This window comes from Streptococcus mitis, assembly GCF_003942775.1.
GTDB lineage: Bacteria > Bacillota > Bacilli > Lactobacillales > Streptococcaceae > Streptococcus > Streptococcus mitis_CN.
In genome coordinates this window covers 1-17,082 of record NZ_RJNX01000009.1, presented here as the reverse complement: position 1 = coordinate 17,082, position 17,082 = coordinate 1, and the positions used below count along the sequence as shown (strand labels likewise).

General features: G+C 38.8%; 8 protein-coding genes. 1 reads left to right on the top strand and 7 read right to left on the bottom strand.

The window, feature by feature from the left end; translation table 11 throughout:
• Positions 1 to 72: 72 nt before the first annotated feature.
• The 6 genes from D8848_RS09705 to D8848_RS09680 form a co-directional block, all read right to left on the bottom strand.
• Positions 73 to 7,083, bottom strand: a complete 7,011-nt coding sequence (locus D8848_RS09705) for a Rib/alpha-like domain-containing protein (protein ID WP_185756885.1) — start codon at positions 7,081 to 7,083, stop codon at positions 73 to 75.
• 281 nt (positions 7,084 to 7,364) lie between these two features.
• Positions 7,365 to 8,708, bottom strand: a complete 1,344-nt coding sequence (gene asnS, locus D8848_RS09700; protein WP_125443712.1) for an asparagine--tRNA ligase — start codon at positions 8,706 to 8,708, stop codon at positions 7,365 to 7,367.
• Positions 8,709 to 8,726: 18 nt separating this feature from the next.
• On the bottom strand, positions 8,727 to 9,092 hold the full coding sequence (locus tag D8848_RS09695; RefSeq protein ID WP_000565230.1) for a VOC family protein: 366 nt from the start codon (positions 9,090 to 9,092) through the stop codon (positions 8,727 to 8,729).
• Positions 9,085 to 10,272, bottom strand: coding sequence for a pyridoxal phosphate-dependent aminotransferase (locus D8848_RS09690; RefSeq protein ID WP_045612065.1), 1,188 nt, complete (start codon positions 10,270 to 10,272; stop codon positions 9,085 to 9,087). Before D8848_RS09690 ends, D8848_RS09695 begins: the two co-directional genes overlap by 8 nt.
• Positions 10,269 to 10,757: a cell wall elongation regulator TseB-like domain-containing protein gene (locus tag D8848_RS09685; RefSeq protein ID WP_049543393.1), complete on the bottom strand. Its 489-nt coding sequence runs from the start codon at positions 10,755 to 10,757 to the stop codon at positions 10,269 to 10,271. Before D8848_RS09685 ends, D8848_RS09690 begins: the two co-directional genes overlap by 4 nt.
• Positions 10,758 to 10,943: 186 nt before the next feature.
• Complete coding sequence (locus D8848_RS09680; protein WP_125443710.1) at positions 10,944 to 12,140, bottom strand: MFS transporter; 1,197 nt, start codon at positions 12,138 to 12,140, stop codon at positions 10,944 to 10,946.
• Positions 12,141 to 12,558: 418 nt separating this feature from the next.
• Here D8848_RS09680 and D8848_RS09675 point away from each other — a divergent pair, with 418 nt between their 5' ends.
• Positions 12,559 to 13,107 carry an NADPH-dependent FMN reductase gene (locus D8848_RS09675; RefSeq protein ID WP_084923128.1) on the top strand — a complete coding sequence of 183 codons (549 nt, stop codon included), beginning with the start codon at positions 12,559 to 12,561 and terminating at the stop codon, positions 13,105 to 13,107.
• Between the two features lie 236 nt (positions 13,108 to 13,343).
• On the opposite strand, the gene D8848_RS09670 is transcribed toward D8848_RS09675, so the two are convergent.
• Positions 13,344 to 17,082: collagen-flanked surface repeat-containing protein (locus D8848_RS09670; protein WP_125443708.1), on the bottom strand; the 3,739-nt coding region annotated here is incomplete at its 5' end.

The window sequence follows — 17,082 nt, the reverse complement described above, 5'->3', positions numbered from 1 at the left end:
AATTTTACGCAAGTAAAAACACCGAAATAAAAAAAGAAGATGACGAATCATCTTCTTAAAAACTATGAGTTTTTAGTCTTCTTTTTTCTTGCGAGAAAGAAGTCCAAATCCACCTAGGGCTCCAAAAAGTCCAAGCGCTGCAAGACTAGCGTTAGCTTCTGTACCTGTGTTAGGCAATTCTTTTTGACCATCAACATATTTAGGTGTTGCTGGTTTAGCAGCTGTGTCAGTTGCTACTGTTGCATCTGCTTGAGCTGGTGCCGCTGGTTGAGTTTGATTTGGTGTTGCTGGCTGTCCTGGTTCCGTAGGAGTTACAGGTTGATCAGGAGCAGTTGGTCTTGACGGAACATTTTGTGGAGTAGGAGTTGGTCTGTAGTTGTTACCACCATTTCCACCACCGTTATATCCATCTCCATTATATGGATTAGTTTCTGGAATGCGTTTAGGAATTACCGTTACTGGGACGTCTACTACTACAATTTCTCCTGTTGGTAGTTTCACCTTCACTTTAACACTTGGTTTCACTCCTGGTGTTTCAGTTGTAGGGATTTCCCCAACTTCGATAATTTCAGCATCTTTTGGTAATTTAACATGACCTTTCACATCTTCTTTAGTGATTGGTGTTCCTACTTCAACCACGATTGGTGTTGCTGTAACAGTTTCTTTTGGTGTTTGTGGCTCTTCTTTACGTTCTACCACATTTACAACTGCTGGAACTTCAACTAATAGATTACCATCTTTATCCTTAACAACTACAATTACATTCTTCTTACCTGGTGTTTTTGTATCAGGTTGTTCTTTGAATGTAAATGTTGCCCCTTCTGGGAAGTCTTTAGGATTAATATTATCTTTTGCTTCTGGAGCTTTATCTGGATTCACTGTAACTTCTTGCTCTTTACCTTGAACCACGATAACTTTCGCAGGTACTTCTACGATTGAATCTCCATCTTCATCTTTAACAACTACTGTTACATCTTTAATTCCTGGTGTTTTAGTGTCAACATCTTCTTTGTACCCAACTTTTGCTTTTGCTTCTTTAGGGAAAACAGATGGATCTACAGATTTATTCACATCTGGTTGAGTATTCTCAGGATTTGCTACTACGTATTGAGTCTTAGGTCCTACTACAGTAACTTTCGCTGGGATTTCTGCAATTGGTTCACCATTTAGTTTTGCTACAACAACAACATCTTTATCTCCTGGTGTTGTTGTATCCACTGGAGTTTTATACTCAAATGTTGTTCCGTCTGGGAAGTCAGTTGGGACAATATTTTCTGCAGGAATTACTTTCTTAGGATCTGTATCTACTGGTACATATTGTCTATATGCATCAACTACACGCACTGTTGTTGGTACTGTTACAAGTTTATTACCATCTTTATCCTTAACGATCACGTTTACTGAGTAATCTCCAGCTTCTGAAATATTTACCGGATCTTTTCCGTCAACTTTTTCGTATTCGAAAGTTGCTCCCTCTGGATAATCACCTTTGTTAATGCTATTTTCTGCAAGTGGTTGACCTTGATCAACAGGGATGATTTGTGGATTACCTTGTACCACTTTAACTTTCGCAGGTACTTCTACGATTGTATCTCCATCTTTATCTTTAACAACTACAGTTACATCTTTTTCACCTGGTGTTTTAGAAATATCTTTTTCTTTATATTCAGGTTTTGCTTCTGCTTCTTTAGGGAATACTGATGGATCTACAGATTTATTTACATCTGGTTCATTTCCTACTGCTACATACTGAGTCTTAGGTTCTACTACAGTAACTTTTGCTGGAATTTCTGCAATTGTTTCACCATTTTTCAGTTTGGCAACAACTACAACATCTTTATCTCCTGGTTTTGATGTGTCAACTGGAGTTTTATATTCAAATGTTGTTCCTTCTGGGAAATCAGTTGGGACAATATTTTCTGCAGGCACCACTTTAGTTGGATCAGTATTTACTGGTACATATTGTCTGTAAGCACCTACGACACGCACTGTTGTTGGTACTTTAACTAATACATTACCATCTTTGTCCTTAACTACAACTGTTACTGGATTATCCCCAGCTTCCGAAATATTAACCGGATCTTTTCCATCTACTTTTTCGTATTCGAATGTAGCACCTTCTGGATAATCACCTTTGTTAATGCTGTTTTCTGCAAGTGGTTGACCTTGATCAACAGGGATAATTTGTGGATTTCCTTGTACCACTTTAACTTTCGCTGGTACTTCTACGATTGTATCACCATCAGCATCTTTAACAACTACAGTTACATCTTTTCCATCTTTTTGTTCATCTGTATCTGGTGTTGTTGTATCTACTTTCTTTTTGTATTCGAAAGTAGCTTTATCAGGGAAACCATACTTATCTTTATCTACAAGGCTATCCGCTGGTGTTGGTTGAGTATTATCAGGATTTGCTACTACATATTGAGTCTTAGGACCTACTACAGTAACTTTCGCTGGAATTTCTGCAATTGGTTCACCGTTAAGTTTTGCTACAACAACAACATCTTTATCTCCTGTTGTTTTTGTATCTACTGGTTTATTATCTTTATCTTTGTACTCAAATGTTGTTCCTTCTGGAAACTCTTCTGGATCAATATTATCTTTAGCCAAGACTGTCTCAGGTTTAGTATCAACAGGCACATACTGTCTATAAGCTCCAACTACACGTACTGTTGCTGGTACTTTTACTAATTCGTTACCATCTTTATCTGTTACGATAACCTTAACTTCTTTATCTCCAGTTGATGATGTATCAGGTTCTTTTTCATAAGTGAATTTCGCACCTTCTGGATAATCAGATGGGTCAATGCTATCTTCTGCTTTTGGAGCAGTTTTTGGATCTACTGGTACGATTTGTGGGTATCCTTGAACAACTTTCACTGGTACATTAACAGTTTCTTCACGTTTATTATCACCTGAACCGTATGTTACTGTTACTGGTGCAGTTAATGTATCATCTCCAACTTTTCCTTTTGTTTCAGGAATCTTAGTTTCATCTACAGTTTTGTCATTTCCTTCTGTAGTAACCGCATTTTTTAGTTTTTCTGCTGTTGGTTTATCACCTTCCACAACATAAACAGGAGTTGGTGTTGAAACTTTTGGAGTTAACTTAATTGTAAAGCTTTGATCTTTATCTGAATCAGAATCAAATGTTGGATCTTGATCGAATGGATTTTCTTGAACAGTGTAACCCATTGATTTTAATACGTCAATACGTGCTTGGATTTTATCTTCTGGAATTTGTGTTCCTGCTTTACCTGAAAGATCAGTAATATTAAACTTCTCATCTAATGGTGTTTCTTTACCAGCTGCATCTACAGAAACAAAGTTAACAGTTGCTTTTTGAATTCCAGGTGCATATTGAATTGGAGTTTTACCGAATTTATCAGTTGGGTCAAAGTTATCTGGAACTTTGTATCCTTTAGATGGATCTGCAGGATCAACTGGTGTTAATTCTACTCCATTATATTTTGGAACATATCCATCTACATAAGGAATAACTACCTTACTGAAATCACCAGGTTTTGTTGGATCATTTGGATTGTTAGGATATTTAATTGTATCTGGTGCATCTTGTGGTTTCTTACCAGCTGGATACTCAGGTGTAAATGATCCAATTTCTTTATAAAGAACTTTTACTACTTCATTAGTAACTTCACCTGTTTTAGATGGTGTTGGAGCTTCTTTTTCTGCGATAGTTTTATCAGCAGGCTCTACTTGTAAGTAGTTTTCAATTACTGGAGAAGTAACTTCATTGAATTTACCTTTTCCATCTTCTACGGAAGCATCTGATATTTCTGCTCCTTCATAAACAGTCCAATCAGAGTATTTTACTTCACCTGTTTCTGGGTTTACAGTTGCTGTACGTTTGTAAGTTACTTTTTGAACTCTATCTGGAGCCGTTTCTGGGTCGATAGGTTGAGCGTTTGGATTATCTTTATCATTAACATTGATAAATTTAACCGTACGTGTCACTTCTTTAACTAAGTCATCACGTGTTACACCAGCTGGGTATTTACCATAATTTTCATCTCCTGGTTTAACTGGTGTATCAGCTGTTTTTGGAGATACTGGAGCTGTTGTGCTTGGATTTGTTGGGTCAGCTGTTACTGTTGGATCTACTGTAATCAAGTCTAATACGTGAACTGTTGTAGTATCAATATTAGATTTTTTACCTTCACTATCGGTAGCCTGAACTCTTACTGTATAATCTCCTGGTTTTGTTGAATCTAAACCACCGTCATTACTTACAGCAATCGTTGGTTTAGTAGAATCAACACCATCACGATCATCTTCTAAGTCAGTTGCTGTTGCCTCTGATTTTTTAAGTACTTCATCAGCCGTTAATTTTTTATCTGCTGGAGTTTTATAAACATAGATATCTTTTTTCTTAGTTTCTACAGTTGGAGCATTATTGATAACATCTCCATAAGCTGGAGTTGATTCGTTTCCTGCTTTATCCAAGACTGTAACTTGAATACGTTTATCTGGGTTAGTTGTCTCATTTGCTTCTGTTAAATCAGTACCCGCAGGAACTGGTACAACTAATTTACCATCACGTACTTCTACTTTTGTTTCACCGTTATACCAACCGTCTTCTTTTTTCGTTAATGTAATCGGTGTTTTACTATTTGGTAAAGTAACTTTCATTGAAGTTAAGCCACCAATAGCTTTTTTAATATTGTCTACTTCCGTATCAGCATTACGAGTGGTTCCATTATTTTTATCGTTAGCTGCAATATCTTGTTTTTCTCTAGCTTCATCTGTTAAGTTAGGATCTTTTTCTGCAGGTACAGAAATTAATAATTCTGTTGGTTGTTTTTTATCAGTTTTTTCTCCAGTAACACTGTCTGTATGTACTGCTTCTACTGTTGGAGTTTGTGGCTTAACTGTATCAATATAAATCGTTTTATTGTAGTAGTAGTCTGGTTGATCAGTGTTTCTCACACCATTTACTACTGGATGATATTTACCATCAGCATTAGAAACATCACCTGTATTTAACAGTTTATTATCTTCTCCATCTCGCAAACCATTTGGTAATGATGTTTTCACTTTAAATGTAGCTGTACCTTTATAGTTATCAGCAGTTGTAAATGGCAATCTGAATTTACGCACTCCATCATTCTTACCACCATTAGAACCTACACCGATATATGGAGCGTCGCCGTTATTAGATTTTGATGTATTATATTTTAATCTTAATTTTCTAGTTGCTGGATCCCATTGGATATTATTAGGAGCAACCGGTGTATCTCCAAACCAAACCCATCCTGTTGGATTTGTAATATTATTTGGAAGCTCTACCCCTTTAGGAACTTCGATTTCTGTTTCTGCAGATCCGTATAGACGAGTTCCACCAACACTGTTTACTGTAAATTCAAATTCACCTTTTTGTTTTGATTTATACAGGTTATCTTCTCCGAACTTACCTTCCTTCTTGTTGCTTTTAACATTGGTAGTCATTTCTACACCAGTACCAACTGCCAAGTTAACAGCACCAACGAAGTAACCATCTGTAACCTTACTATTTGTTCCTTTTAAATATGAATTGTTAATCGCTGTACCATCGTTTAAAGCTTCAATTTCAACTTTAATTTTTGTGACATCTTTTGGAATTTCATAGATCGCACGGTATTCAGCCCAACCGTCACCATTTCCTCCATCACCAGCAGGTTCAGAAATATGTGATTCTTCGAATTTTTCACCAATCTTACGGTCATCTCTGATGCTAGCAATTACATTTCCTTTGTCGTCTTTAACAGTAATTTTTACTTTTTCACCTGTTCCAGCAGTTCCGGCATTACCATAAGCACCACCTGTGATAGCACTTAGCATCACTCTAGAATTTCCATTTACTGCGTACTCTTTCGAAATTTTTGTACCTTGTTTTCCTAATTCTAGATAATATCCTTTTGGTAAATCATGAGTTCCTACCATACCTGAGTAGTTCACACCATTCGCATAACTTTGGTTAGCAGCATTTACACCAAGTGGGTTTCCTGGAGCTGGATTCTCATTATCTCTTTGAGTAACTTTTCCATCTAAATCATACACTTTCGATGGTTTAGGATCGAAACCTGCTGGACGATCAGCTGAAACATTAGTTGGTGCTTCAGGTTTAACTGCAGTTACTTTTTCTCCACTTTCAATTTTCCAACCATTCAAGGCATTATTATTGTTAGCTTCTGCTGCGGTAATTTCTTTTTCTTTCCAGTTATAAGTTAAACTACCTAAAATTTCAGTATTCCCACCTTGAGATGCAGTAGATCTTGACCATTGTTTTTTAACTTCTTTACTTTTTTCTGTAGCATTAGCAAAATCAATATCACCAAATTGATTTTTTGCACTTTCAAATACACCATCAGCTGGGTTGTTTCCTGAACCTAATTTATTGTTGTTTGTTGGTCCTTCAGTAGCAGGAATAATTGGATTAGCTGCTGCAGATCCATCTCTAAACCCACTTTCACCTTGTCCAGGAATCGCTTTTCCATTACGTGAATCTTGGTTTTTGTTTTCTTTTTCTTCTTTCTTCTCTGCTTTTGCTTTCGGCATACTTTCAAGAACGAAAGCTTTGTTATTCAATTCTTTAGCAGCTTTATCTACATCTGCTTGTGTTGCTTTTTCGTTTGCTTCTAAAGCTTTTGCATTTGCTAGTTCTGCTTTTGCTGCTTCAATGGCGGAGGCAGTCTTTTCAGTTAGAACTGCTTTGCCAAGGGCTGCTTCCATACGAGCAACAGCTGCTTCCAACTTGCTTGTGTCAGCCTTTGTAGTTGGTGCTGGTGCTGGTGTTGCTGGTGCTGGTGTTGCTGGTGCTGGTGTTGCTGGTTGCTCAGCTGTTGATGTAGCAGTTCCAGTTGAATCTACAGGCTTGCTTGAATCTGCTTGATTTCCAGCATCAGAGTTAACCTTTTCGCTAGTCACTGTAGTTGATGTACCTTGCTCGTGAGCCTGAACAGTTGCTGCTCCACCAAACATCATGTAAGCTGCTACAGCTACTGATGCCGCACCAAAACTATACTTACGGATTGAAAAGCGTTGCACTTTTTGTCCGTGATTTTTTTCCATTCTTGAATACATGGTTTCTCCTTTTTTTAAAATATATGTTAATTGCGGAATTACACCCAAGTATTTAGAAAACGCCTCCATTTCCAGCTTAATTTATACATTAAAGCAGCTACACTTAGGTACTTAATCCCTAATTTACATTATAACATTATTTCAATTAAATTGTCTACGTTTATATGCAAAATATGTAGGAAATTTTAATATATATATATATATATATATTAATGTGTTTTCTAGAAATTTAATTCTAAAAAAGTAAGAGACCGATATGACCTCTTACTTTGATTTTTTATTTACGGTTTGATACGGTGCAACATACGTGGGAATGGAATGGCTTCACGGATGTGTTTTGTTCCAGCTGCGAAGGTCACCATACGTTCAATACCGATACCGAATCCTCCGTGTGGTACAGTACCGTATTTACGAAGGTCTAGGTAGAATTCATACTCTGTACGATCCATGCCAAGTTCATCCATCTTAGCTACAAGAGCATCGTAGTCTTCCTCACGCATAGATCCACCGATGATTTCACCATATCCTTCTGGTGCAAGCAAGTCTGCACAAAGCACGCGCTCTGGATTCCCAGGAACTGGTTTCATGTAGAAGGCCTTGATAGCTGCTGGATAGTTCATAACAAAGGTTGGTACACCAAAGTGATTTGAAATCCAAGTTTCATGTGGTGAACCAAAGTCATCACCATGCTCAAGATGTTCGTAGTCAGCATCTTCATCATTCTCATGCTCTTGCAAGAGGTCAATGGCTTGATCGTATGAAATGCGTTTGAATGGCTCTGAAATGTAGCGTTTCAAGAGTTCTGTATCACGCTCCAAGGTTTCCAAGGCTTGAGGCGCACGGTCAAGAACACCTTGAAGAAGAGCTTTTACATAAGCTTCTTGCAAGTCAAGTGACTCATCATGTGTCAAGTATGAGTACTCTGCGTCCATCATCCAGAACTCAGTCAAGTGACGACGTGTTTTTGATTTTTCAGCACGGAATACTGGACCAAAGTCAAAGACACGACCAAGGGCCATAGCGCCTGCTTCTAGGTAAAGCTGACCTGATTGGCTCAAGTAGGCTGGAGTTCCGAAGTAGTCTGTTTCAAAAAGTTCAGTTGAGTCTTCCGCCGCATTTCCTGAAAGAATTGGGCTATCAAACTTCATAAAGCCATTCTTATCGAAGAACTCATAAGTCGCATAGATAATAGCATTACGGATTTGCATCACGGCCACTTGCTTACGAGAACGAAGCCACAAGTGACGGTTGTCCATCAAGAAGTCTGTTCCGTGTTCTTTTGGTGTGATTGGGTAGTCTTGAGATTCACCGATTACTTCGATGTCTGTAATGTCCAACTCATAGCCAAACTTAGAACGTTCGTCTTCTTTGACAATACCTGTCACATAGACAGACGTTTCTTGGCTCAAGCGTTTGATGACATCAAACTTCTCAATCCCCACTTCTTCACCAAATTTTTCTACAAAGTTTGGTTTAAAGGCCACACCTTGGAAGAAGGCTGTTCCATCGCGCAATTGCAAGAAGGCGATTTTTCCTTTTCCTGATTTGTTGGCAACCCAAGCACCAATCGTCACTTCTTGACCAACATAGTCTTTTACATCAATAATCGTTACACGTTTTGTCATTATTTTTCCTTTTCTTTTTTATTCTTTATGGCAAACCACCTCTATATTGTTCCCGTCTGGATCAATCATAAAAGCAGCATAATAAATCGGATGCTCACTGCGATAACCAGGAGCACCATTGTCTAGCCCACCTGCCTCTAAGCCAGCCTCATAACAAGCTTGAACCTCTTCCTTATTTTCTGCTAAGAAAGCAAAGTGAATAGGATTTTGCGTCCCCTGAGCTAACCAAAAGTCACCACCAGGATGAGGGCTATTTGGGGCAAGAAAACTGATTAGAGAAGTAGTTTTAAAAGCCAATTTATATCCCAAAGGGGCGAGAAAACTCCTATAAAATCCTTCTGAAATTTGTAAATCCTTTACCTTAATTTCAAAATGATCAATCATTCTCACTACCCATAAATGCTTTCAAACGTTTAACTGCTTCTTTAAGCGTGTCTAGGTCTGTCGCATAGCTGAGGCGGACATTTTCTGGCGCTCCAAAGCCAGCTCCTGTTATGAGTGCCAAACCAACTTCCTCAAGAATAGCTGTTGTAAAGTCAGTCACATCTGTATAACCTTTCATCTCCATGGCTTTTTTTACATTTGGGAAGAGATAGAAAGCTCCTTGTGGTTTAACGACTTCAAAACCTGGGACCTCACATAATAGCGGATAAATGGTATTGAGACGCTCCTCAAAAGCCTGACGCATGATATCAACAGACTCCTGTGGTCCTGTTAAGGCTTCAATAGCCGCATATTGAGAAACAGATGTCAAATTTGAAGTTGTTTGTCCCGTCAATTTACTCATAGCTGCAATGATTTCAGGATTACCTACCGCATAACCAACTCGCCAACCCGTCATGGCATAGGCTTTAGATACACCGTTGATAACAATAGTTTGCTTACGAATTGCTTCTGATAGACTTGAGATTGGAACAAATTCATTTCCATTATAAACAAGGCGACCGTATATATCATCTGCTAAAATCAGAATGTCATGCTCAACTGCCCAATTTCCGATAGCTAGTAATTCTTCACGAGTATAGATCATACCAGTCGGATTAGATGGTGAATTGAGAACCAAAACCTTTGTTTTATCTGTCCTAACTAGTTCTAGTTGATCCACCGTGACTTTAAAATCATTGTCTTCTTTAGCTTGAACAAAGACTGGAATCCCTTCTGCCATCTTGACCTGATCTCCATAACTAACCCAGTATGGAGTTGGAATAATAACCTCATCTAAAGGATTGATTACAGCCATAAAGAAAGTATAGAGGGAGAACTTGGCACCTGTGGCAAAGGTAACCTCATTACTTGCGACAGAATAGCCATAGTAACGCTCGAAGTAGGTATTCACTGCAGCTTTTAATTCTGGTAGACCTGAAGCTACTGTATAGAAGGAAGCCTGTCCTTCTCGAATAGCTTTAACTGCTGCATCCTGAATATTTTCAGGAGTGTGAAAATCTGGTTGTCCCAAGGTCAAGAAAAGGACATCCTTACCTTGAGCTTTTAATTTTTTTGCTCTCGCATCACTAGCTAAAGTGACACTTTCTTCCATTTCTAAAACACGCTTGGATAGTTTCATAGGCCCTCCTTATTGACCAATGCTCCTGTTTCAAAATCTACTAGATAAAAATCAGAGCCTGACTTGACTTCCCAGATTGGCTTATCTTGATAACGGCCAAAGGTAATCTTGTCAATCTCGCCAGCTCCTTTTTCCTTCGAAACAGCTTCTGCTTTTTCTTGTGAAACACCTTGATTTAGCTGATAAACGTAAATCTTATGGTCATCTTTTCCAATCAGGACAGCAAGTGCTTCTTGTTTTTTATTATGACCAAGAACGCTATAATAGGATTCCAAGCCATTGTATAAGTCAACCTGATCAGCCTGCTCTAATCCTGCATACTGCTGAGCTAATTTTTCTCCTTCACTTTTAGCTGTTTGATAGGGTTTCATGCCGAGAGAAACCAGATACAGAAAGGAAGCACTGATAACCACAAACAAAATCGTCATCCCTAGACCATACTGCCACAGTAGATTATTTTTTGCTTTGTTTTGTCTTTTTTTCACTCGTCTATTTTACCATCTATTGGGCTTTATTACAAGTGAATGCAAGAACAAACCTATATTATTTCTTCCTTCAAACAAAACAGATTTTTCTTAGCTAAAACCGAGCAAGAAAATTAAAGACAGCTCCAAAATCAACCTATTAAAAAACCTGAGCTTGGCACTCAAGTTTTTAGAAGTTCTTTTAATCTATGGTATTATTTTATTATCTATTCTTTTAGCCATTTTTCCTAAAAATACAGGCAGTAGAAGGCTAATCATGACTAAAAAGAATCCTAGATAAAGAAATGCTACTACAAAGCCTAAATGGTCAATCAACCACCCTGTCAGTGGGAAGAATACAATCATACTTAGGCTAAACATCATAGAGTAGACACTCAGCATGGTTGCCCTTACTTCACTTGGAAGGCGCTCTTGCAAATCATTGTCAAAAATCGGCTGAAAAAGAGCATATAGAGCATTACTAATCAAATAAATCAAAATATAGATTAGAGGTGTTCCAAAGTAGGACAACATATAGGTAACTCCAGTCAGCAGGACGAGAAGAGGGAAAATCTTCAAGGCAGCATATTTCTTTCCAATCTTACTCGCTAGATAGACTGCAAGGATATTCAGGAGACTTCCAAGTAGCATAACTGCTGAAATTTGCCAGCTACTTAAATCCGGTAACTGATTTTGATAGTAAAAATAAAACATGCACATAAGTGTTCCGACAATCTGAGACAAAATCATCCAGTTAAACAGCATGGGATTTCGCTCCAACTCATCCCTAACAGTCCAAATAATCTGTTTCATGGTCACACTATCAGCTTTTTCTAGCTTGACACTAGGTTCTTTCAGCATCCAAATCAGGAAAAGAACTATGATAGAAGTGGCAATCATGATATAGTAGGTCAGGTGCAATTGACCATGGACAAAAAATCCCGCCAACACTGTCCCCAAAGACCGAGTTCCTTCTGCTACTCCTGACATGAAACTTGAAATGGATAGATAGCGTTCTTTTAGTCCAGCCTCTACAGCCGAGTCATAGACCATTGCTGCGCTTGTTCCTGAATCAAAATTATAAGACAAGGCATTTATCGCCATAGCTAGTGCATAAATCCAAAAATTTCCCTGCCCAGCCAACATGAGAATAGAAGACACAATCCCTGCTATACGACTTAAATAAAGGTTGGTCTTATAGGAATAGCGGTCAGCTAACATACCAGATGGAATTTCACAGAGAAGACTGGTCGTATGAAAAATACTCTCCAGAAGTCCAATCTGCCAAAGAGACATTCCGTTTTGACTGAGAAAGAGAATCCAAAAACTGGTAATCCCTAGAAATGCAAAAAACTCAACTCCGGCCATCAGGCCAATATTTTTCCGATAATTTCTTATTAACATCTTTTCTCCTTAACAAGTGTATTATTATTTCTTTTGTCCGTCACTTGTTAATCTTTGCCTTACATGATCTCCACCCCTTTTAGAAGCATTCTTCAATGCCATTATTGTTCCTTTAATGATTTATGAAATGATACCGGAAAATAGCTGTTCTGTGGTTTCTATTGCTAGTTTTCTTGTTTATTTTAGCACTTATGTCATTATATTACAAGAGAATATTGGAATACTCCTATAAAATCAAAGAAAACTAAAATCCAAAAAACAGTTCTTACTTTTCCAGTGGCAACTGACTAGAGTTTCAGCAATTTTATAATTTTCAAATAAACTCTGAGCAAATCTCTTGCAAGTCCTTTTGTTTTGTTGTAATATATTTTATAACAACAAGAGGGTTCTCGAAATTTTAAGCAAAAGGAGACACATTATGTCTAAAAAAGTATTATTTATCGTCGGATCACTACGTCAAGGTTCTTTCAACCACCAAATGGCCCTCGAAGCTGAGAAAGCACTTGCTGGTAAAGCAGAAGTTAGCTATCTTGATTATTCAGCCCTTCCTCTTTTCAGCCAAGATTTGGAAGTTCCAACTCATCCAGCTGTAGCTGCTGCTCGTGAAGAGGTTCTCGCTGCGGATGCTATCTGGATTTTCTCTCCAGTCTACAATTTCTCTATCCCTGGAACAGTGAAAAACTTGCTTGATTGGCTATCTCGTGCCCTTGACTTATCTGATACACGTGGCGCTTCTGCTCTTCAAGACAAGTTTGTCACAGTATCATCTGTAGCCAATGCAGGTCACGATCAACTTTTCTCTATCTACAAGGACCTCTTGCCATTTATCCGTACACAAGTCGTTGGTGATTTCACTGCTGCACGTGTCAACGACTCTGCCTGGGCAGACGGAAAATTGGTTCTCGAAGAAACAGTCCTAAACTCAATTGAAAAACAAGCTCAAGACTTGCTCGCAGCAGTTCAGTAAAAAATAGAGAATTTTAAGAAGTCTAAATCAATTATCGCCACCTAATAGGGTGGCATTTTTAGACTCAATCAAGATTTTCAGACAAACATCAGCCATCCAAAAAAACCTTGAGCGTTGCCACTCAAGGTTTTTAGCAGTCTTTTCCATCATAGGAAAATCATTCTAAGAATATTCTTTCATTCGAGATCTATCACTTATCATCTTCTTTCGAGAAATTAGTGACTGCTTTTGGCTGATTAATCTTCTTTTCTTCGACCTACATATAGGCTCAATAGAATACCGCTACCTAGAAGAACAGAGATATAATCAGATTGGCTTCCAGTTTCAGGTAATTTGTCCCCATGGTTTTCTTTAACTGTAGTTGGAACTACTGGGTTAGCATTTACTGGAGTTGCTGGTTGAGCTGGTGTTGGTACTACTGGTTGTTCTGGAACCGCTGGTACTGGTTTAACCGGTACTTCTGGTGTTGGAACAACTGGAGTTGGTTGTACTGGCACTTCTGGTGTCGGTACATTTGGTGTTGGTTGTACTGGCACTTCTGGTGTCGGTACATTTGGTGTTGGTTGTGCTGGCACAGGTTTAACCGGTACACTTGGTGTTGGTTGTGCTGGTACTGTTGGCATATCTAATTCTGGTACTTCAGTAACTTCAGGCATACCTGGTACTCCACCGTTAAATTCTGGCAATTCATGAACTTCTGGCATTCCTGGCACACCACCGTTGAATTCTGGCAATTCATGAACTGGTGGTTCTGGCATTGCAAACGTTGGTCCTTCTGGCACATTACGTGTTGGAGGAACTGGTTTGTCATTTGATGGTGTTACTGGTTTGTCTTGGCATCCACATTTTCCGTCTTTGCCGTCTCGACCATCACGTCCATCTCTACCATCTTTTCCATCTTTAATAACTGTTTTTGTCACAGTTCCATCAGAATTGATGATTGTGATTGTATGACTACCATCACCATTATCTTCAACAGAAACTTTTGGTGATTTACCATCTTTACCGTCTTTAATCACCATTTCTGTCTTACTTCCATCAGGATTAGTGATTGTTACAACGTGAGTTCCATCGTTATTATTTTTAACAGTTACAGTTGGTGAAACGCCATCTTTACCGTCTTTACCATCTTTGATAATAGATTTGTATTCACGACCATCAGAATCTACGATTGTTAATGTATGAGTTCCATCTCCGTTATCAACGATGTTCGCTTTTGGTGATTTACCATCAAAGATTGTAGTTGTAGTTTCTTTACCATCAGCACCTGTCACTTTAATAGTATGTGAACCATTGTTGTTATCAATAACTTCAAGTTTTGGTTCTTTACCATCACGAACTGTTGTTGTTGTAGTTGTTCCGTCTGAGTTCACAACTGTGATAGTGTGAGTGCCATCTCCGTTATCCACAACCTTAGCAGTTGGTGATTTACCGTCACGAACTGTGGTTTCAGAAACAGTACCATTACCGTTTTCTACACGGATAGTGTAAGTACCATCATGGTTATCTCTAACTGTTGCTACTGGTGATTTACCATCTTTAATGATTGTTTCAGTAGTTGTTCCATCTCCATTTAGAACTGAGATCTTATGAGTTCCATTTTGTTCGTCAGTAATAGTCACTTTTGGTGATTTACCATCACGAACTGTGGTTTCAGTTGTCACACCTTCTGGATTTGTAATAACGATTGTATGACTTCCGTCTCCATTATCACGAACAGATGCGGTTGGAGTACGTCCGTCAACACCGTCACGTCCATTCTTAACAACAAACTCATTCTTAGTTCCGTCTGGGTTAGTGATTGTTACTGTGTGGCTTCCATCTGGGTTTTCAGTAGTTGTTGCTGTTGCAGCTTTACCATCTTTACCATCTTTGATGATAGCGTTGGTAACATTGCCGTCTCCATCCGTAACTTTAACAGTATGAGTTCCATCTCCGTTATCCGTTACTTCAACTTTTGGAGTCTTACCGTCTTTACCATTCTTAACAACAGTTTCTTTAGTTGTTCCGTCTGGATTTGTTACAGTGATTGTGTGGCTTCCATCTGGATTTTCTGTTGTAGTGATATTCGCAGTTTTACCGTCTTTACCATCTTTTACTTTAGTTGTAGATTCTGAACCATCAGGGTTTCTAACAGTAATAGAGTGTGTTCCATCTCCGTTGTCAGTTACATTTACAACTGGTGATTTACCGTCTGCTCCATTAGCTCCGTTTTCACCTTTTTCACCTTTTTCACCTTTTTCACCTTTGTCGCCTTTTTCACCGGCTACTCCTTGAGGCCCTCTAATATTACCGATTTTCCCCCAAGTTCCATCTCTCTTTTTATACACATCTCCTGTTGTAGCATCAATGTATGTATCACCATCTTTACCATCTTCTGGCCTTGGAGCTATAATTCCACTTAATAATTCAGCTCCTCTTATAGCATCTTTACCATCATTACCATTCTCTCCTTTTGGAGCAGGAGGAATAACAGTACTTGATATCAACTCATCACCTTCATCAAATACACCATTATTATTATTATCATAATATGCTTTTATTTCGGTTCCCGCATATTCACCTGATGGTTTAGGTTGAGTTGATGTTGGTTGTGATGCTGTTGAGCCTGTAGCTGATGGTTGTGAACCTGTTGAACCTGCAGTTGCTGGTTGTGAACCTGTTGAACCTGTAGTTGATGGTTGTACTGTTTCTGATGACTCAGTTGCACTTCTATCTTCATCTGGTAATGCTCTTCTATTTCTTGCACTTCTTGATGTTCCAGAAGGTTGTGAATTAGAAGTTGATCCAACACCTCTTCTAACTGCTTCCACCAATGCATTTAAGTCAATAGTTGGTGTACGTCCATCCTTACCATTCTTACCATCTTTTACTGTAAAGGTTACTGGATCTTTACCTGGTGTTGTGATAGTTACAACAGTGCTTTGGCCATCTTGTCCACGTTGAGTAGTGATTGTAGGAGTTTGTCCATCCTGACCGGTTGCACCAGTTTCTCCCTTAGCACCATCTTGAACAAAGACTGTAGTTGGTTGTGAACCATCATGGTTATCAACAGTGATTTCTACACCTTTATGACCTTCTTCATCCTTACGAACAGCTGTTACTGTTGGAGAGACACCGTCCACTCCATCTTTAATAACTGCAAGAGGTTTTTCTGGGTTCAATGGTTGACCTGGATGTACTGGATCTTCTTGGTAAACTTTAGTTTCTTTACCATCTTTTACAGTAAGCAATGATTTACCATCACGTCCGTCCGCACCTTTAGCACCATCTTTAATCATTTCAGAACCTAGAAGTTCATCAGTTCCTGGAGTGTACTTACCATCATTGTTTTCATCAGTATAGAATGTCACAATTGTATGAGATGGATTTCCGTTTTGTCCTTCGACACGAAGCAAATCAACTTTTGGAGTTTTACCGTTTAGACCATTTTCTCCGTCCTTAACATTTACTTTAACTGGATCTTTACCTGGAACAGTGAATGTAATGTCAGTACTATGGCCATCTTTACCTGGAGTTACAGTTACTTCTGGAGTCTTACCATCTTCTCCACGTTCACCTTTGTCCCCTTTAGGGCCTTTGATGTTGCCTTCTTTTTCCCAGTTGCCGTTATTCTTAACGAAGACGTCGCCNGTTTCTGTATTAACGTATTTATCGCCGTCTTTACCTTGATTTGCTTCTGGGTTAACTTTGCCGTTCAAGACGTCTTTNCCGTCGCGTCCATCNCGTCCGTCACGACCTGCTGCGCCATCACGTCCGTCGCGTCCTGGTAAACCTTGTGCTCCGTCTTGACCATCACGACCTTGAAGACCTTGTTCACCTTTGTCCCCTTTAGGGCCTTTGATGTTGCCTTCTTTTTCCCAGTTGCCGTTATTCTTAACGAAGACGTCGCCNGTTTCTGTATTAACGTATTTATCGCCGTCTTTACCTTGATTTGCTTCTGGGTTAACTTTGCCGTTCAAGACGTCTTTACCG

Excerpts from the sequence above, each read along its gene's own strand:
- D8848_RS09705 (WP_185756885.1), bottom strand. The coding sequence starts at position 7,083 with ATGTATTCAAGAATGGAAAAAAATCACGGACAAAAAGTGCAACGCTTT.
- asnS (WP_125443712.1), bottom strand. The coding sequence starts at position 8,708 with ATGACAAAACGTGTAACGATTATTGATGTAAAAGACTATGTTGGTCAA.
- D8848_RS09695 (WP_000565230.1), bottom strand. The coding sequence starts at position 9,092 with ATGATTGATCATTTTGAAATTAAGGTAAAGGATTTACAAATTTCAGAA.
- D8848_RS09690 (WP_045612065.1), bottom strand. The coding sequence starts at position 10,272 with ATGAAACTATCCAAGCGTGTTTTAGAAATGGAAGAAAGTGTCACTTTA.
- D8848_RS09680 (WP_125443710.1), bottom strand. The coding sequence starts at position 12,140 with ATGTTAATAAGAAATTATCGGAAAAATATTGGCCTGATGGCCGGAGTT.
- D8848_RS09675 (WP_084923128.1), top strand. The coding sequence starts at position 12,559 with ATGTCTAAAAAAGTATTATTTATCGTCGGATCACTACGTCAAGGTTCT.